Source organism: Gottfriedia sp. ABJ_BB2_2 (assembly GCF_055484705.1).
The window spans coordinates 1-18,199 of the sequence record NZ_JBVFKR010000011.1; the positions used below are offsets into that span (position 1 = coordinate 1).

17 protein-coding genes and 5 tRNA genes are annotated in these 18,199 nt (G+C 34.5%); 2 read left to right on the forward strand and 20 right to left on the reverse strand.

Features of this window, described 5'->3' with window-relative positions:
* Positions 1-279 precede the first annotated feature (279 nt).
* The 6 genes from ACX6U0_RS18105 to ACX6U0_RS18130 form a co-directional block, all read right to left on the reverse strand.
* A tRNA-Asp gene (locus tag ACX6U0_RS18105) sits at positions 280-355 on the reverse strand.
* A gap of 13 nt (positions 356-368) precedes the next feature.
* Positions 369-444: transfer RNA gene (locus ACX6U0_RS18110), tRNA-Val, on the reverse strand.
* Between the two features lie 12 nt (positions 445-456).
* Positions 457-531, reverse strand: a tRNA-Glu gene (locus ACX6U0_RS18115).
* A 7-nt stretch (positions 532-538) separates the two neighbouring features.
* Positions 539-629: transfer RNA gene (locus tag ACX6U0_RS18120), tRNA-Ser, on the reverse strand.
* 7 nt (positions 630-636) lie between these two features.
* Positions 637-711, reverse strand: a tRNA-Asn gene (locus ACX6U0_RS18125).
* 85 nt (positions 712-796) lie between these two features.
* Positions 797-1,252 carry a SprT family protein gene (locus tag ACX6U0_RS18130; protein WP_464961273.1) on the reverse strand — a complete coding sequence of 152 codons (456 nt, stop codon included), beginning with the start codon at positions 1,250-1,252 and terminating at the stop codon, positions 797-799.
* Between the two features lie 321 nt (positions 1,253-1,573).
* Between ACX6U0_RS18130 and cmpA the strand changes: the two genes are divergently transcribed.
* Positions 1,574-1,684 carry a cortex morphogenetic protein CmpA gene (gene cmpA, locus ACX6U0_RS18135; RefSeq protein ID WP_088003988.1) on the forward strand — a complete coding sequence of 37 codons (111 nt, stop codon included), beginning with the start codon at positions 1,574-1,576 and terminating at the stop codon, positions 1,682-1,684.
* Here cmpA and ACX6U0_RS18140 read toward each other — a convergent pair.
* The 13 genes from ACX6U0_RS18140 to msrB all read right to left on the reverse strand — a co-directional run bounded on the left by ACX6U0_RS18140 (position 1,674) and on the right by msrB (position 16,377).
* Entirely contained in the window at positions 1,674-3,872 is a 2,199-nt protein-coding gene (locus ACX6U0_RS18140; protein WP_464961274.1) for a Tex family protein, read from the reverse strand. The genes cmpA and ACX6U0_RS18140 overlap by 11 nt on opposite strands.
* A gap of 124 nt (positions 3,873-3,996) precedes the next feature.
* Positions 3,997-4,347, reverse strand: coding sequence for a type II toxin-antitoxin system endoribonuclease NdoA (ndoA, locus tag ACX6U0_RS18145; protein WP_056476047.1), 351 nt, complete (start codon positions 4,345-4,347; stop codon positions 3,997-3,999).
* Positions 4,348-4,351: 4 nt separating this feature from the next.
* Complete coding sequence (locus ACX6U0_RS18150; RefSeq protein WP_069033898.1) at positions 4,352-4,633, reverse strand: CopG family ribbon-helix-helix protein; 282 nt, start codon at positions 4,631-4,633, stop codon at positions 4,352-4,354.
* 133 nt (positions 4,634-4,766) lie between these two features.
* Complete coding sequence (alr, locus tag ACX6U0_RS18155) at positions 4,767-5,942, reverse strand: alanine racemase (RefSeq protein WP_464961275.1); 1,176 nt, start codon at positions 5,940-5,942, stop codon at positions 4,767-4,769.
* A gap of 167 nt (positions 5,943-6,109) precedes the next feature.
* Positions 6,110-7,120 carry a LolA family protein gene (locus tag ACX6U0_RS18160; RefSeq protein ID WP_464961276.1) on the reverse strand — a complete coding sequence of 337 codons (1,011 nt, stop codon included), beginning with the start codon at positions 7,118-7,120 and terminating at the stop codon, positions 6,110-6,112.
* A gap of 252 nt (positions 7,121-7,372) precedes the next feature.
* A complete protein-coding gene (gene acpS, locus ACX6U0_RS18165; RefSeq protein WP_464961277.1) occupies positions 7,373-7,726 on the reverse strand; it encodes a holo-ACP synthase in 354 nt (117 codons plus the stop codon).
* 22 nt (positions 7,727-7,748) lie between these two features.
* Entirely contained in the window at positions 7,749-8,714 is a 966-nt protein-coding gene (gene uvsE / locus ACX6U0_RS18170; RefSeq protein WP_464961278.1) for a UV DNA damage repair endonuclease UvsE, read from the reverse strand.
* A gap of 241 nt (positions 8,715-8,955) precedes the next feature.
* Positions 8,956-10,506 carry a DEAD/DEAH box helicase gene (locus ACX6U0_RS18175; protein ID WP_464961279.1) on the reverse strand — a complete coding sequence of 517 codons (1,551 nt, stop codon included), beginning with the start codon at positions 10,504-10,506 and terminating at the stop codon, positions 8,956-8,958.
* Between the two features lie 363 nt (positions 10,507-10,869).
* Positions 10,870-12,255, reverse strand: a complete 1,386-nt coding sequence (locus ACX6U0_RS18180; RefSeq protein WP_464961280.1) for a UDP-N-acetylmuramoyl-tripeptide--D-alanyl-D-alanine ligase — start codon at positions 12,253-12,255, stop codon at positions 10,870-10,872.
* Between the two features lie 78 nt (positions 12,256-12,333).
* Positions 12,334-13,434, reverse strand: a complete 1,101-nt coding sequence (locus ACX6U0_RS18185; protein WP_464961360.1) for a D-alanine--D-alanine ligase — start codon at positions 13,432-13,434, stop codon at positions 12,334-12,336.
* 205 nt (positions 13,435-13,639) lie between these two features.
* A complete protein-coding gene (locus ACX6U0_RS18190) occupies positions 13,640-14,911 on the reverse strand; it encodes an MDR family MFS transporter (protein ID WP_464961281.1) in 1,272 nt (423 codons plus the stop codon).
* A 126-nt stretch (positions 14,912-15,037) separates the two neighbouring features.
* Positions 15,038-15,265, reverse strand: a complete 228-nt coding sequence (locus ACX6U0_RS18195) for a hypothetical protein (protein WP_464961282.1) — start codon at positions 15,263-15,265, stop codon at positions 15,038-15,040.
* Between the two features lie 161 nt (positions 15,266-15,426).
* Positions 15,427-16,377, reverse strand: a complete 951-nt coding sequence (gene msrB / locus ACX6U0_RS18200; RefSeq protein ID WP_464961283.1) for a peptide-methionine (R)-S-oxide reductase MsrB — start codon at positions 16,375-16,377, stop codon at positions 15,427-15,429.
* A 148-nt stretch (positions 16,378-16,525) separates the two neighbouring features.
* On the opposite strand from msrB, the gene mscL reads away from it, so the two are divergent.
* Positions 16,526-16,918: a large conductance mechanosensitive channel protein MscL gene (gene mscL / locus ACX6U0_RS18205; protein WP_464961284.1), complete on the forward strand. Its 393-nt coding sequence runs from the start codon at positions 16,526-16,528 to the stop codon at positions 16,916-16,918.
* An 87-nt stretch (positions 16,919-17,005) separates the two neighbouring features.
* On the opposite strand, the gene ACX6U0_RS18210 is transcribed toward mscL, so the two are convergent.
* Positions 17,006-18,145, reverse strand: a complete 1,140-nt coding sequence (locus ACX6U0_RS18210) for a C40 family peptidase (RefSeq protein ID WP_464961285.1) — start codon at positions 18,143-18,145, stop codon at positions 17,006-17,008.
* Positions 18,146-18,199 lie beyond the last annotated feature (54 nt).

Sequence of the window (18,199 nt, forward strand, 5' to 3'; positions counted from 1 at the left end):
TACTTGATTTTGCACCGCAGGATTTTCTTTATGTTTTATTGTATTTACCCCTTGAATTAACTCCTCAAGATAAAGACAATCCGACATTAGATCACACTAAAAATCAAAATCACTATCTCACATAATATGTATTTTAATCTTTCTCTATGTTGTATTGGTCTTACCTCTCGAATTATCTCCTAAAGATAATCACAATCCTACCACCTAAATGACAATAAATTAGATACCTAAAATATTATCTCCAAAAAAAGAAAAAATACTACATTATGTAGTAAATAATGGCGGTCCCGACCGGGATCGAACCGGCGATCTCCTGCGTGACAGGCAGGCATGTTAACCGCTACACCACGGGACCGTATAAAATTAAATGGTGGAGGATGACGGGCTCGAACCGCCGACCCCCTGCTTGTAAGGCAGGTGCTCTCCCAGCTGAGCTAATCCTCCGTAATAAAATAATGGTGACCCGTACGGGATTCGAACCCGTGTTACCGCCGTGAAAGGGCGGTGTCTTAACCGCTTGACCAACGGGCCGTATGTATGGCAGAGAAGAAGGGATTCGAACCCTCGCACCGCGTTAGCGATCTACACCCTTAGCAGGGGCGCCCCTTGAGCCACTTGGGTACTTCTCTAAAATAATGGCTCCGCAGGTAGGATTCGAACCTACGACCACTCGGTTAACAGCCGAGTGCTCTACCACTGAGCTACTGCGGAATAATATAAATTATTCATCAACACTTTCTGGTAAGTGGTGACAAGTAATAATATAAACTATGAATATATAGCCTGTCAATACTATTTATAACTGTTTTAATGTACTTTTGCATATTCCACAAACAAACCGTTTCAAGTCCACTTTTCTCTTTCGTAAATACGTTTGCCCACATTTTGTACATACGTAGCGATACTTATATGGTACAGTTCTCTTTTTAGTTGTTTTCGTTAAAGGTTTGCAGTACCTTGGTGCACCAACATGTTTTAATAATTCTTTAAAATCCTTATCCTCATGCTTAAATCCTTTTTTCATTATGTGGAGATGATAATGGCATAATTCATGTAAGATAATACCCTTTAATTCTTCAATTCCATGTTCATGGAAATACAACTTATTTAATTCAACATTACTTGTTTTTAATAAATACCGTCCTCCGGTAGTTCGTAATCTAGCATTAAAGGTAGCTTGATGTAAAAATGGACGGTTAAAATATTGCAATGATAATTCCTCAACTAATTTTTGTAGTGTTTCGTTTTCCATCCTCATATCTTCCCTTAACTGATTCTATATTCCTTATTTCTTTTTATATTAACTAATATACAACTCACATTTTTCTAGGTATCTGCATACATTAAACTTACAAATGAGAATTTCAAAGATTATAATCGTACAATTTATACTAAATGAGTTGCTCTTAGTAAATCTCTCTACAATGGCGTAAAATTCATCTTTAAAATGAACAATTTCGTTATCCTTTTTATAAAGGTATTGGAAGGTTACCCCTCACTCATTTAATATGTCGCCCATCTTCCAAGTAAAAGATGGGCGAAGATTTTTAAGCTGGAGGTTTTTCATATGGTTATGCCAAGTTGGCTGAAAACCCAAATGCAAAAAGCTTTTTATGAAAAAAACCGCTATCAAATAAAATTATTAAATCAATGTTGGTTTTACTATCAAAAAATTAAGCTTTGACTGTTTCTTTTGATTCAATCGGAAGCATTGACAAGCCTACTCTTTGTTTTTTTTGATCCACTTCAGCAATCCAAACTTTTACAACTTGTCCAACAGATACTACATCTAATGGATGTTTGATAAATTTACTACTCATTCGTGATATATGAACAAGGCCATCATTTTTTAATCCGATATCTACGAATGCACCAAAATCAACGACATTTCTAACAGTACCTTCTAACTGCATGCCAATTTTCAAATCTTCTATATTAAGTACATCTTGTCGTAATAATGGTGCTGCTAATTCATCTCGTAAATCTCTTTCTGGCTGCATTAAGGAATTTAATATATCTTTTAACGTAATTTCTCCAATATCTAGCTGACCTGAAATTTCTTCTATATTTAACCCTTTTATTTTTTCTTTTAATTCATTAGAGCCAAGCTGACTTGAAGACATATTTAATTGCTTCAGTAATTTTTTAACTTGTCCATAGCTCTCCGGGTGAATGCCTGTACGATCTAATGGCTCGTCACCTTCTAGGACACGTAAAAATCCTATACATTGTTCATAAGTCTTTGCACCAAGGCGAGGAATCGTTTTCAATTCTTTCCTGTTTGCTATCTTACCTTTTTCATCACGATAGTTTACGATGTTTTTTGCAACAGTTTTTGATAACCCCGATACATATTGAAGTAGTGAAACCGAAGCAGTATTAACATTTACCCCTACCTGGTTTACAGAAGTTTCAACAACAAACGTTAATGACTCATTTAAGCTTTTCTGAGAAACATCATGCTGATACAATCCAACGCCAACTGACTTCGGATCAATTTTCACTAATTCTGCTAAAGGATCTTGTAATCGCCTAGCGATAGAAACCGCACTACGTTCCTCAACTTGCAGGTTAGGAAACTCTTCACGTGCTAATTCTGAAGCAGAGTAAACACTCGCACCCGCTTCATTCACAATTACATAATAAATATCTTTATTTGTCTCTTTTAAAATCTCTGAAACAAATAATTCGGTTTCTCTCGATGCAGTTCCATTTCCGATTGCAACCATTTCAATCTTGAATTGCAAAAGAATATCTTTTATTTTTGCAACAGCTTGTTCCCTTTTCTTCTGTTGAATTTCAACCTTTTCTCCTTTAAAAGGATGTGGATAAATGACATCAATTTTTAGAACCTTCCCGGTCTCATCAACTACTGCTAGCTTGCAACCCGTTCTAAATGCAGGGTCAACTCCAAGCACTACCTTCCCTTTTAAAGGTGGTTGCAATAATAATGAACGTAAATTTTCTGAGAAAATGTTAATTGCTTGAGAATCAGCCTTTTCAGATAGTTCCTTACGTATTTCTCTCTCAATTGATGGTTGAATTAAACGTTTATATGCGTCTTCAACAACCTCCATTAAAATTGAACGAACAAAAGTTTCTTTTTTAATTACATTTCGTCCTAGAAAAGAAATGATTTCTTCATAAGGTGACTGTACTGAGATTTTCAGGATGTCTTCCTTTTCACCACGGTTCATTGCCAGAATACGATGGGGTACTATTTTAGAAATAGGTTCTGAATACTCATAATACATTTCATAAACTTTTTTCTCATCCTTATCAGCATCTTTTACACTAGCTTCTATTAAACCTTTTCTAAAAGTAGCTTCTCTAATCCATTTTCGATAGTTCGCATCATCTGCAATCCATTCTGCAACAATATCTTTCGCACCTTGTATTACATCATCAACGGTATGTACTTCTAATTCTTCATTAATATATTTTAATGCTTCATCAGCAAGTGAGCCTTCTTTTGGTAGATGAAACATCCATTCAGCAATTGGTTCAAGGCCTTTATCCTTTGCAACTGTTGCTCTCGTTTTTCTTTTTTCTTTATAAGGTCTATATAAATCCTCAACTTCTTGTAATTTAGAAGCTACTTGGATACTTTTTTGTAATTCTTCAGTTAGTTTTCCTTTTTCTTGTATTAAACGAATGACTTCTTCTTTTCTTGATTGCAGGTTAACTGCATATTCATATTTTTCAAGGATTGAATGAATTTGTACTTCATCTAATGATCCCGTTTTTTCTTTTCGATATCTCGCAATAAAGGGGATTGTATTCCCTTCTTCTTTTAATTCAATAACAGTAGACACTTGTTGTGGGGAAATATTTAGTTCAGACGCAATTTTTTTAACTAATTGCTGTGACATGTTTACGACCTCCGATATCTGACTATTTTTGCGTACTTAAATAACCCTTCCAAATAGAAAGGGTTACAAAGCAATTTTAATCATTATTTTAAAAATATGTAGGAAAAGCTGCATATAGCAACTTTTAAAAATCAACAAGTCCCAAACTGATTTGCAGCGCTTCGTCAACCTGATCCATCATTTCATCATCAAGATGAGTAATTTTATCAGTTAACCGCTGTTTGTCAATCGTTCGAATTTGTTCTAGTAAGATAACCGAATCACGTTCAAATCCGTATTTCTTAGCATCAATTTCAACATGAGTTGGAAGTTTTGCCTTTTGGATTTGTGCTGTAATCGCAGCGACTATAACGGTAGGACTAAAACGGTTACCGATATCATTCTGTATTATGAGAACCGGACGAACTCCACCTTGTTCAGAGCCAACTACAGGGGAAAGGTCTGCAAAATATACGTCGCCACGTTTTACTATCAAGTGATTACCCCCCGCTAACTAAGCGCTCCACTTTCGAATCCGCTTCAGACTCAGCATAAAATGACTCAGAAGATATTAATAAGTTGATTTTAGCCATTTCCATGTATCCACGTCGCATTTGCTCTCGACTTTGGCGTCTTTTACGATCCTTCAAAAACATCTTAGTCGCTTGATAAATATATTCATTTCGATTACCGTTTTCTTGCTTTACTAATCCATCTAGTTCGCTTACTACGTGTTTTGGTAAACGTACTGTGATTTCAGTTGTCGCATTTAGTTCGGACAAGTTTCAGCACCTCCAGAATCAACTATTACCCATATATCTCCCTATATTACATCATACCATTAATTTCAAAGAATGGAAAGACACATATCTTCGTTTATCTTAACCAAATAAGCGTGTTTCATACTTTAATACATCAATTATCAAATTCATTTGCTACTAGATAATTACTAACGGACCTAATTTTCCCATCTTTTTTATACACTCTTGGAACTCTATTATTTATTAGACAAGTGACTTCATAATTAATCGTATTCATATGAGATGCAACATCTTCCGCACTCACAATTTTATCATTACTATCCCCGATCAACGTCACTTTAGTCCCTACTGGATACTGTTTGGATAGTTTTATCATACATTGATCCATGCAGACTCGACCTACTATTTCTGCTTTTTCGCCATCTACTAGTACAGAAAAACCTTGCATGTCTCTAAGCCAACCATCTGCATATCCTACAGGTAGCGTAGCAATCCATTCAACATCAGATGTTTTATAAGTTGCTCCATAGCTGACACCGCTATTTGCAGGTAGCTGCTTTATATGAGAAATTTTTGTGTAAAATGATAACGCAGGCTTTAAGCTAAACGGAATTTCTGACTTCATTTCCAAGGATGGTGTTAAACCATACATAATGATTCCAACACGCACTGTATTAAATAAGCCAGTTTCTAATACTGCTGCAGCACTATTTGCACAATGAATTAATGTAGGTGAAAAACCGCTGTCCTTAACCCATTCAATCATTTCATAAAATCTATCTAATTGTTGCTGAAAATATGATCGATCTAGTTCATCTGCTGTCGCAAAATGAGTAAACATTCCTTCAAGATTGATCGATGATTTTTTTAATAAAGTTGAAGCTTTTTCCCACTCAGCCTTTGTTTTTAGACCTAATCTTCCCATTCCAGTATCAAATTTAATGTGAATCGTTACTACATCAGAATCTGAAAGATAATTCGTGATATCTTCTAGCCAATCAACATTATATGCTGTTAAAGTCAAATTATGTTTGATTGCTATATTTATATCCTGTGCTCTAGTTGCTCCTAACACTAAAATCGGAGCATCTATTCCGGCTTTACGAAGAAAAATCCCTTCATCAATGAATGCAACTAATAAACGGGTTGCACCTGACTTCAATACTTGTTTTGCTACTTCTATATAACCATGTCCATATGCATTTGCTTTTAAAGCTACATATATTTCTTGATGATTAGGGTAAAGCGATACAATATTTTTAACGTTCTCTTCAATCGCATCTAAATTCACTTCAACCCATGTGTCGCGATAAAATGGCGTTTCTGACATAATTTACACTTCCTTATCGTTTTACCCTTGCTCTTTATATATATGTGTAAAATTATTTGCTTAAATACAAGAAATGTCAACCTTTAACCTTATACAAATAGTCTATTTCAAATATAAAAAGGCGTGATAGTACTTCATCACGCCTTTTCTCAAGTTTGTAAATATGTTTATTTTGTTCCTGTTTGGCCTACTGATTGAGCAACCTCAATTAATTCACTTTGCGTTAAGTTACTAGATACAATTGTAAAGTCCGTGCCTCCATGTGACCAAGAAATCATTTTGTCTGAAAGAGCACCGACAGTATAGCCTAAGTCAACTGGTTCACCACTGATTTCCATGACAGTACCTGTTTCTGAAATACGCGATTTTTCTTCAATTAAAGTAAATGATTTATCACCTTTATATGAAAGAATAACTTGAACACCATTTTCAGTCTTAACTTCTTGTTGGTCTTCTAATGTTACACCTTTCATTAATTTATTAGGGTATTGCGTTACTAATAAGTCTGATTCATTATTAGTTGACGTTGGGACACTTAAACGTGCACTTGTCATGTTTTTCTTCACATCAAATGCATCATTATCGAACTTCGGATTGTATTTCACTTTATCAAATTGAACGTCTAACACAACATTTTTATCTGAATCTAATAACTTAACTGACTCAGGTGTTAAACCTTTTTTATTAAAAGTGATTTCTTGAGTCGGAAGTAATTGTTTATTTGTATAGTTAGTTTTCGTTTCGAATACATAACCCTTTTTAGTTGATTTAAACGTAGCATCTTTATCTTGAACTAAATCATTTACTAATGATTCCGGTAAATATGGTTGGCTGCTGTTTGACGGCCAATCACTTTGGAATCGGTAACTCTTGTTCAGTGCAGGAGTTAAAACAAATACGCCTTCTTTGTTTCGTAAAATGATTTGATTTTGATCGCTTTTAGCATTTTTTAATTGTACTCGGTAATATGAAGGTTTTTTATGCCAAATGACTACTTCATATTTCTGCGGATCATTTCCGTTATTAATTGTTAATGTAGCATCCGCCTGATAACCACTCATTTTTTCCATCTTATTACTTAATGAACCTACAACATCTTCCCTAGATTTCTTACCACATGCAGCTAATGATAAAAATAACGTAAAGACCAAAAGCATCGCTACAAGCTTTTTCTTCATCTCCCCAGCTCCTTTGTGCCTCTTATATTGTAAAAAGAGAATCTCATGCAAAGGCAATAGAATAAATGTGCGCGAGTAGCTAAGAAGTTTAACCTAGATTTATTCATGCACGTTGCAACCTTGCTTCTCCTATCCTCATAGAACTATATGAGGTCAAGCTCTAAAATATGCAGACTAGCATGACAAGCTAAACTAAAAAAATTACAAAATAAAAAACAGTCACTAAACTCGTAACTGTTTAAACTACTTTGTCTATAATTGCTGTAAAACAACTTGTGCGGCAGCATAGTGCTCAGTGTGTGTAATAGATAAAAAAGGAATAAAAGGCAAATCTACTGATAGAACCGGTTTCCCTTTTTCATCATTCAATATTTCTATATCATGGAAGCTCAGTTCTTTTCCAATCCCTGTACCAAATGCCTTCGAACAAGCCTCCTTAGCCGCGAATCTTCCTGACAAAAACTCTAATTTTCTGCGCTCAGTGAGATTTTTATAAATGTCATATTCAGCCTCAGTTAAAATCCTATTTGCAAAACGTGGTTGCGATACAATAATCTCTTTCATTCTTTCAATCTCTACTAAGTCCAATCCTATACCTACAATCATTTCCTCACCCTTACTTTCATTCCTACGGTTTAAAATTAAAGCTAGAATCATTTACAATTTCAACTGAAGGATGACTTTTTAAATCCTCCATCAGTTTAAAAAGTGCATTATCCTTTTGTTTTGCTTCAATCATACAATCAATTTGGTTAACTGAGCCATATATTTCATTTAAAAAAGTAAGAAACATAGAAGAGTCTACATAATCAGCGTGTGCTCTTATGTCTTTTTCATCTCTTGGACTTGAAATATGCATTTTCATTGGCAATTCAGAAACTGTCCACGTATTGACTGCTCGATCCCAATTTTCAGTCCACAGTTCGTTTACGTGATTCACCAAGTGATGATGATAGTCAAAAACAATCGGCACACCTAGCTTTTCACATGCAAATAATGTTTCATCAAACGTAAATGTTGTATCATCATTTTCGAACATTAACATCTTTTGAATTGGAGACGGCACCGAGCTAAAATTTTCTACCAGTTGTTCTAACGATTTCTCTTTGTCATCATACCCACCACCAACGTGTAATACACAACGATGCTCAGGATTTATTTTCATTGCTTTTAAAAGTTGGTAGTGCATCTTTAATGTTTTAACAGATGACTTTAACAGTTCTTCATCAACCGAGTTTAGAATAACGAAGTGGTCCGGATGAAAATCGATTCTCATATTGTTTTTGAAAGCAAATTCACCAAGCTGATTTAATTCCTCTTTTAAAGGCTTCATAAAATTCCAATCCTTAAGTTCTTCGTGATTAGCTAGCGGAATCAGCTTACTACTTAATCGAAAAAAAGATATATCATGTGCTTTATTGTGTTTAAGTAACCGTAAACAATTATAAATATTTGTTTTTGAAATGAGTTCTAGTTTTCTTATCGCAGCTTCTTTATCTTTTTGTTTTAAAAACTGTGCAAATGTCATAGTTTTTGACGGAGATGCATTTTGTAAATTCATACTCATTGCAACATAACCAAGTCTTACAAGCATATAAATCCAACTTTCTTACATTTTTCCTTAGTTTATGGAAAATGCGTAAAATCACACAGATTATTTTCTAAGACTGTTTGCTTGAGGGGTCTTTGTCTTCCGCAACTCCCACAGGAGTCTCGCACTTTCCGTTATAATCACTCTTGACTTTGTCACTTTAAATCCAAAAAGATAATCTTCTAGAAAAACTCCTTTTCAAAACAAAAAGGTACACGGATTTAACCATGTACCTTCATTTTTATTATTTACTGCTATCTTGGTGTCTGCGTTGTCCGCCACGATTATTATCGCGAGAACCAGAACCTTCACTACGTTTGCTACGGAAGTTTCCACCACGGTTTCCGTCTCTATCACCACGGCGACCATCTCCACGGCGGTCTCCACCACCACGGCGATTATCTCCGCCACCACGTTTGTTTTCGCCGCGACGGTATCCACCGCCACCGCCACCACGTCCACCGCGGTCACGTTTTACCATTGGTGGCTCATCAGTTAATCTGATTGGTGTTTCATTTGGTTCTTTAGTTAACATTTTTAATGCTGCTGCTACAACACTAACTGAATCATGCTCTTCAAGTAATTCTTCAGCAATGCGTTTGTAGAATGCTAAGTTATCACTTTCCATTGTTGAAGTTAATTTTTCAGCAATAATACGTTGTTGACTTTCAATTGCTTCATCCAATGTAGGTGCAGTCATACGTTCCATACGACGTTTAGTTGTACGTTCAATATTCTTTAATTGGTTAAACTCACGAGGCGTAATAAATAGCATCGCAATACCTGATTTTCCAGCACGACCTGTACGTCCAATACGGTGAACATAGCTTTCAGGATCTTGAGGAATATCAAAGTTATAAACGTGTGTTACACCAGAAATGTCTAATCCACGAGCTGCTACATCAGTTGCAACTAATACATCAATTGAACCAGCTTTAAATTTACGAAGTACTTGCTCACGTTTTGCTTGTGATAAATCACCATGAATACCTTCAGCAGCATAACCACGTAGGTTTAATGCTTCAGATAATTCATCAACACGACGCTTTGTACGACCAAAAATAATAGCTAATTCTGGTGTTTGGATATCTAATAAACGTGTAAGCACGTCAAATTTTTTCTTTTCTTGAACTTCAATAAAATGTTGTTCAATATTAGGCATTGTAACTTCTTTCGCTTGAACTTTTACGATTTGTGGATTTGTCATAAAAGTTTCTGCAATGCGACGAATTGGGTCAGGCATTGTAGCTGAGAATAGAAGCGTTTGTTTATTTTCAGGGACTTCTTTTAAGATTGCTTCAATATCTTCAATGAATCCCATGTTTAGCATTTCATCTGCTTCATCTAAAACAACAGTATTAACGTTGTTAAGACGGATTGTACGACGGTTAATATGGTCTTGAATACGACCTGGAGTTCCTACAATGATATGTGGGAATTTCTTTAATGAACGCATTTGACGATTAATGTCTTGTCCACCGTATATCGGTAGGATTTTAACGCCTTTGTTCAGACCAATTTTGTGTAATTCTTCGCCAACTTGGATCGCTAACTCACGTGTAGGTGCAATAACAAGTCCTTGAACATGGTTATTATCTACATCAATTTTTTCTAGTAAAGGAATACCGAAAGCGGCCGTTTTACCAGTACCAGTTTGCGCTTGACCAATTACATCGTGGCCTTGTTTTGCTAATGGAATAGTCTGCGCTTGAATTGGAGTAGCTTCCTCGAAGCCAAGTTTTTCAATCGCAAACAGGATTTTACTACTTAATCCTAATTCTTGAAATGTTGTCAATTTGGTTAATCTCCTTTGTATCTCAATTATATCTATAAAAATTATATGTTTCGTGACTGTTCACATTTGGAAGGTTCGTTTTTAGTGGAAAACAATGTCCGAAGTATCATGAAAAGGAAACAATATCTACTCATTATACGGACATTCCATCTAAAAAGCAAATGAAGTTATATTTTTTCAGCATGATTTTGATTCCTTCTTGTGCGGAGAACAATGGTCCAACTTCCTTAATTTCCCCATGTTTCCTCACTTTTAACATAGTAATCCAGCACATATTTATTTTGCGCCTGAGCAATTCTTCCAATTAATTGTCACGTTAAAAATATAATTAGTAGCAATACTTATGTTACTTACTATTTCTCTCTACTCGTTTGTTTCTAGTAAAGCATTAACGACTTCTTCTAACTTCATTCCTCTAGAGGCTTTCACTAAAACAAGATCATTTGGTTTAACTTCTTGTTTTATAACTTCGATTAATTTATTTTTGTCATCAAAGCTTTTTATGTTTGAAGAGTCCATTTGTTCAAATGCAGAAACTGCTGCAAACTTACTTAATGAACCATAAGTGTATAAATAATCAAATTGAAGTCTTACAACCTCTTCACCAATCTCTTCATGAAAAGCAATTTCTTGGTCACCTAACTCTAACATATCGCCAAAGATAACAAACTTTCTGTTATAGCCAGTTAATTCCGCAGCAAATAAAAGGGCTGCTTTCATCGAGGTAACACTCGCGTTATAAGCATCATTAATAATTGTTAGCCCATTTTTAGTTTTTAATAACTCCATTCGCATTTTCGTCATTTCTAGATTCTGCATACCTAATTGTATTTCTTCCCAAGTTAAAGAGAACTTTCTAGCTACCGCTATCGCTGCCAAAGTATTACTAATATTATGTTTTCCTAGTACACTCAATTTGAAACGAAAATTATTTGTTTTATTTATTTCAAATTCACTACCAGATTCATTCATTTCTATTAATGTAGGATAATAATCATTTTGTTCATTAAATCCAAACGTTTCAATTGTATAAGAAAACTGTTGATCTTTTGTACCATCCAATAATAAGGGTTCATCTCCATTAATGACAAGTAAGCCTTCCTTTGAAAGTCCACTTGCGATTTCTAGTTTAGCTTTTGCAATCCCTGCCCTAGACCCTAATTCTTGCATATGAGATTCACCAATATTAGTGATAATTGCAGCATCTGGCTCCGCTAATTTTGATAAAAACTCGATTTCACCAAAATCACTCATTCCCATTTCTAAAATGGCAACTTCTGTATCTTCATCCATCGAAAGAACTGTTAGTGGTAAGCCAATATGATTGTTAAAATTCCCTTGTGTTTTATGTACTTTATATTTTGCTGAAAGGATGCTAGTTAAAATGTCTTTTGTAGAAGTTTTCCCGTTACTACCTGTAATACCAACTATTTTTCCATTCCATTCTTTTAAATATGATTTCGCTAACGCTTGTAGCGCTTCTAACGTATCATCAACTAAAATGACAGGAGTATTAGTTGGAGCTTTTGCATATTTTTTTGAACAAAGAACTGCACTTGCACCATTTTCGATAGCTTGAGGAAGAAATTCATGTGCATCAAACCTCTCACCGATAATTGGTATAAATAATTTCCCATTTAAATCTCCGCGTGAATCTGTTGATACCCCATTAATTAATAGATCACTACCTACTAACTGACTTCCAGGTATCATCTTTACAATTTGTGATAAAGTACGCACGATCGCCATTATTACCGACTCCTATCCGAAGTATTTCTATCTATTCATATGAAAACACTATTCAATCATGAATAGTGTTTTCAATTGTTAAATATTATATTTAATTTGTTGTTTTTGTTCGTGTCTTTCAATACCTAAGTTAATTAATTTCTCAATTAAACTAGAATATGATAAACCTGAAGCTTGCCATAATTGCGGATACATACTAAATGGCGTGAAACCAGGCATAGTATTCACTTCATTCATTAATACACCACCATCTTCAGTTACAAAGAAGTCCGCACGAGTTAAACCAGAACCATCAATCGCTTTAAAAGCTACTTCTGCATAATGTTTAATCTTTTCATACGTTTCTTGTTCGATTGGTGCAGGAATAATTAATCCTGTTTCGCCACTTTCGTATTTAGCATTATAATCATAAAACTCTACTGAAGGTTTAATTTCACCTACAACAGAACATTCAACTTTATCATTACCTAAAACGGCAATTTCGATTTCACGACCAACAATATTTTCTTCAATAATAACTTTACGGTCGAATTGGAATGCTTCTTCAAATGCGGCAACTAAAGATTCACGATTTTTCGCTTTACTAATACCAACACTTGAACCTAGATTAGCTGGTTTAACAAACACTGGATAACCTAGCTCTTGTTCAACTTTTTCATAACAAGATTCAGCTGTTTCCTTCCATTCTGTTTTTAAGAAGTGAACATACTTCGCTTGTGGAATGCCAGCTTGAGCAAATAAATTTTTCATGATGACTTTATCCATACCTGCTGCTGATGCTAATACACCATTTCCAGCATAAGGGATATTTAATAATTCAAGTAATCCTTGAACTGTTCCGTCTTCACCATTTGGTCCATGTAATAACGGGAATATTACATCAACTGGTCCAGTAGATTCTTGATTTGATGCTGCAGGAATAATTGATGAAGTTAATGCAACAGGAGCAATTTCACTTACATGTTGATCTTCGTTTGAGAATTTTAAAGCAGCTACACTTTCTACTTTGCCTTCTATTTGTTTACCTTGTAACCATTCACCTTGTTCTGTTATATAAATTGGATACACATCAAATTTTGAGTGATCTAAAGCTGAAATAACGGCAAAAGCTGTTTGTAATGATACTTTATGTTCAGCAGACTTACCGCCATATAATAAACCTAACTTAATCTTCATGATGTTCCCCCTACTATTTTTTGCTCTTCCTATTGTACCACTTTCTCCCAAACTGTATAAGCTTTTATGGGTAGAAACCTATATTTCTTTACAACATATGCAAATACGTTGGAGTTGTGATAGAAATACAATCAGCAGCCAAAGCAGATCGCTCAAAGAATCATCTCTCATGTTTTTCCCTAATTACGCAAATAAAAAAGGCCGCGCTTTATTGCGCTAGCCCTTGGTTTTTTTCCCTAAATGCTACTTTCTCATCAAGTGAACGATACATGGCACCAGAAATAACTACCCCAGTCCCTAAAATGACGAATAGCCATAATCCTAGTTTCAGATCAAATAAGAATCCGCCTAATAATGGACCAAGGAATCCTCCAATTGTCCATTTCATACTACCAACTGCCATATATGTTGCTCTAAGTTCTTCTGGAGCAATATTTGCAACAAAAGTCATTTGAACAGGTGACATAACCATTTCACCAAATGTGTAGTAAACAAAAATGATCCCTAGAATGAATAAAATCAACCATTTCCCAAATCCAAATGAAAGTAAAATTGGTGGAGCAAATCCAATAGATAAAATACCTAAACCAAATAATAACGTTCCATAAAACATCGTTTTTCCAATTGATCGATTCGCTAAATAACTTGAAATCGGAAATTGTAGTAAAACAACTAATAAACCATTAAGTGACATAAGAAATGGATACGGTGTCCACTCACCAAAATGAGATTGGAAGCTTTGTTTAAAATAAAGTGGTAACATACCCTCAATTTGTGAGAACCCCATAGAAATAATAATACCAGTAGCAACATAAAAAAGAAGTAATTTATCAGTAAGTATAATATTTACAACATTTTTAAATGGTATCTTTGAGCTTTCCTTTTCACTATTCTTCGCATTTCCAACTGGCAATGTTTCCTTCAATAAAATGAATTGAGCAATACTATAGATTCCTAGTGCAGTTGCAGCGATATAAAACAAACTATCCTTCGAAAAAAATACAATAGAACTTCCCAGTAAAGGTCCTATTACAGTACCAAAATTACTACCTACTCGAAGTAGTCCATACGCTTCAGTTCTTTCTTCTGGTGCAGTTACATCTGCAACCATGGCAGATGCGGCAGGATCAAAAAATGAATTACTGATTCCCAATAAAATTGAAAGGATCAGAAAAGCGGTGTATCCTTCTACAAAAGAAAATGAAACAAGAATGATTGAAGATGAAAAAGTTGAAAATACCATCATACGTTTACGGCCATATAGATCAGCCAATCTCCCACCAAGCATTGAACCAAATAATGATGCAATCGGTGAAATTGACATAATGAAACCGACTTTTAACATAGAATCCACTTTACCTTCTAAATATAATGCAAAAAACGGCATCAGCATCATCATTGCACTACTTGTAATCGTTTCACCGATTACTCGAATCCACACATTACGATCCATACCTTTTAACTTTTTAAAAAATTCCATATAAACGACACCTCCTAGTACGTCTAAATCTTCATTATTAAATGTATATGTAATAAAGTTTAACAATCCAACAAAATAAAAAGGGTGTTCAAATTGACTTTTTAGTCATTGAACACCCACTCTTTTTTAAGCTTGTTCTCTAGTTGAGACTGAAAACATCAGTCCCAAAAATGTTCCTAGTAAAAATAATGTTGAACAAGAGCCCATTAATACAATGCTCACTGTTAAGACAACGTCATTATGTACGTAACCGCTTCCAGTGAAATATAGTATAAAAAGAATAAGACCAATTAAAAAGGCAATACCTGAATATCGAGTATACGTTTCAACGATTTCATAATCAGCTCGCTTCATATAAATAACCTCCTGTAGTATTTTTGTTAAATGCAATACCTTAAATGTGACAACTTTGTGACACTTTCATATTAACACATAATTACAGTATTGTAACTATATTCTGAAAATAATTCGTAAAAAAGAAAAAGCCGAGATTTGTTCATCTCGACTAAATCAATCTATTTATTGAGAAAAATACTTTTATAATTCCCATAACCTTCTTCGTCCATTTTGTCATAAGGAATAAATTTCAAAGCTGCTGAATTAATACAATATCTCAGTCCTTCTGGTCCCGGTCCATCGTCAAACACATGTCCTAAATGTGAATCTGCTTCTGAACTACGTACTTCTATTCGCATCATTCCATGACTATAATCTTTCTTTTCTTCAATTTCACCTTTTAAAATTGGTCTTGTAAAACTCGGCCATCCACACCCAGAATCAAATTTATCTAGTGAACTGAATAAAGGAATACCAGAAACAATATCAACATAAATCCCTTTTTCCTTATGATCCCAATACTCGTTACGGAATGGTGGTTCAGTTGCATCTTCTTGTGTTACTGCATATTGAATTGGTGTAAGCTTCTGTTTAAGTTCTTCTTGACCTGTTTTCCAATGTTCTTTTATAAACTTTTGGCGTCCAGAGCCTTTATAATAAAGCTGGTAACGAATCGGATGTTTTTTATAATAATCTTGATGATGTTCTTCTGCCTCATAAAATGGTTTAGCAGGTAAAACCTCCGTAACAATCGGCTTTTTGAAAACACCACTTTTTTCAATTTCTTCTTTTGATGCTTGCGCTAGTTGTCTTTGCTCTTCACTATGATAAAAAATAGCTGTTTTATAGGAACTACCTCGATCATGAAATTGTCCACCTTCATCAGTTGGATCAATTTGTCGCCAAAATAAGTCCAATAATTTTTCATAAGAATAAACTTCTGGATCAAAAGTAATTTGAACTGCTTCAAAATGGCCAGTTAAATGTGTACAAACCTCTTCGTAAGTTGGATTCTCTTTTTCTCCGCCTGTATAACCGGAAACTACTTTAAGTATTCCAGGCTCTTTATCAAACGGTTTGATCATACACCAAAAACAACCACCAGCAAATGTAGCCAATTCAATCCCCATCTCGAATCCCTCCCAATAAATGTCTTACTTAGTATTTACCATAATGAAGTGCTGATATAAATATTTTTGCTTACGGATCTTGTTTCTTTGCTTGAAACAATTAAGATTTCTATGTAAACTAATACGATATTATATAGGAGGAATCACTATGTTTGAAGAGTTTAAGAAATTTGCATTAAAAGGTAATATACTCGATTTGGCTGTTGGGGTAATTATCGGTGCAGCGTTTGGGAAAATTGTTTCTTCTTTAGTTGCTGATATTATGACGCCGCTCCTCGGATTAATCATTGGGAAACAAGATTTTACTGGCTTAGTTTACCACGGAATAAAATATGGTTCATTTATTCAATCAGTATTCGACTTTCTAATTATTTCTATCTCCGTGTTCTTCTTCATTAGATTACTAAGTAAAATCTCTTTTAAGAAAAAAGAAATTGAAGAGGCTAAACCACCAGTACCTACTAAAGAGGAACAACTTTTAATTGAAATTCGTGACTTGTTACAAGAACAAGTAAAAAATCAAAAAGGCATGGACTCATGAAATATCTGAGTCATGCCTTTTATACTTTATTCATATGAAATAAAAAACCTCGTACCATATATAATATAATACGAGGTTAATAATTTATTAGAATCGGCCATATCCTAAGAAGTGTGAACGTACCCAGCTACTACTTAAGCTGATTGTACCAATACCTTTACTTCCAGCATGAACCATTTTGTTACCACCAATATAAATACCCATATGAGAAGGGCCATTAATATACGTATTCTCTAAGAATACTAAATCTCCTGGTTGTGGAGAACTAATCTTTGTAGCCATATTCCAATATGATTTTACGTTAGCACGTGAGAAACCATATCCATTATGTGAATATACGTACCAAATAAATCCACTGCAATCGAATCCACTTGGAGACGTTCCACCAAATACATAAGGAACACCTTGATATTTCATTGCAAAGTCTACAATTGCATTACCAGAAGCAATTGGTCCTTCATTTTCTGATGGGCCAGCATTGTCTGATGCATTGCTAGAGCTAGAGCTAGAGTCATCACTATCATTTGATAATTCAGCTAATTCAAGTGATTGTTGTTCTAATTGTCTTACTCTTACATCTTCTTTTGCATCTTGCAGTTCTTTAACCGCAAGCTTTAATCTATATTCTGCAGATCTTAATGATTTTTCTTTTGCTGCTTGTGATTTAGATAAATCGCTTTCTTGCGCTACAAGCTCTTCTTTTGCATTGACAAGTGATGCTTTTTTCTCGTTCACAAGTTGTCTTTCTTTTTCAACTTCAGCTTGTTCTGATTCTTGTTCTTTAATGATATCTTGGTCTGCTTCAAAAAGCGTTGTAATTGAATTTAATCGATTAAAGAAATCAACAATACCATCAGAATTGAAAAGAACATCTGTTACTAAGTTAACTTTTGGTTGTTTTTGCATAGCAACAAGACGATCTTCTAGCATTTCGTTACGCTTTTCGATACGGTCTTGTAAGTATGTAATTCTAGCATTCTTATCTTGAATAATCTTTTGAGTTTCTGAGATTTCTTCTTTTTTAGATTGAATTTTTGCTTTCGTATCTTTAATCTTTTGATCTATCTTTTTAACATCATTACTTAATTTTTTGAATTGTGATTGGAATTTATCTACTTCAGCTTGCTTTTTTTCTACTTTCGTTTCGGCATTTACCGAAGCATTCGGCGCTAAAGATACTAAAAATGTACCTGCTATAGCCAGCACTGTAAGTTTTCTTTTAAACATTTCAGCGTGTCTCCTCTCGCTTATCTACTAGGTATTTATATCATAGATTTGCGA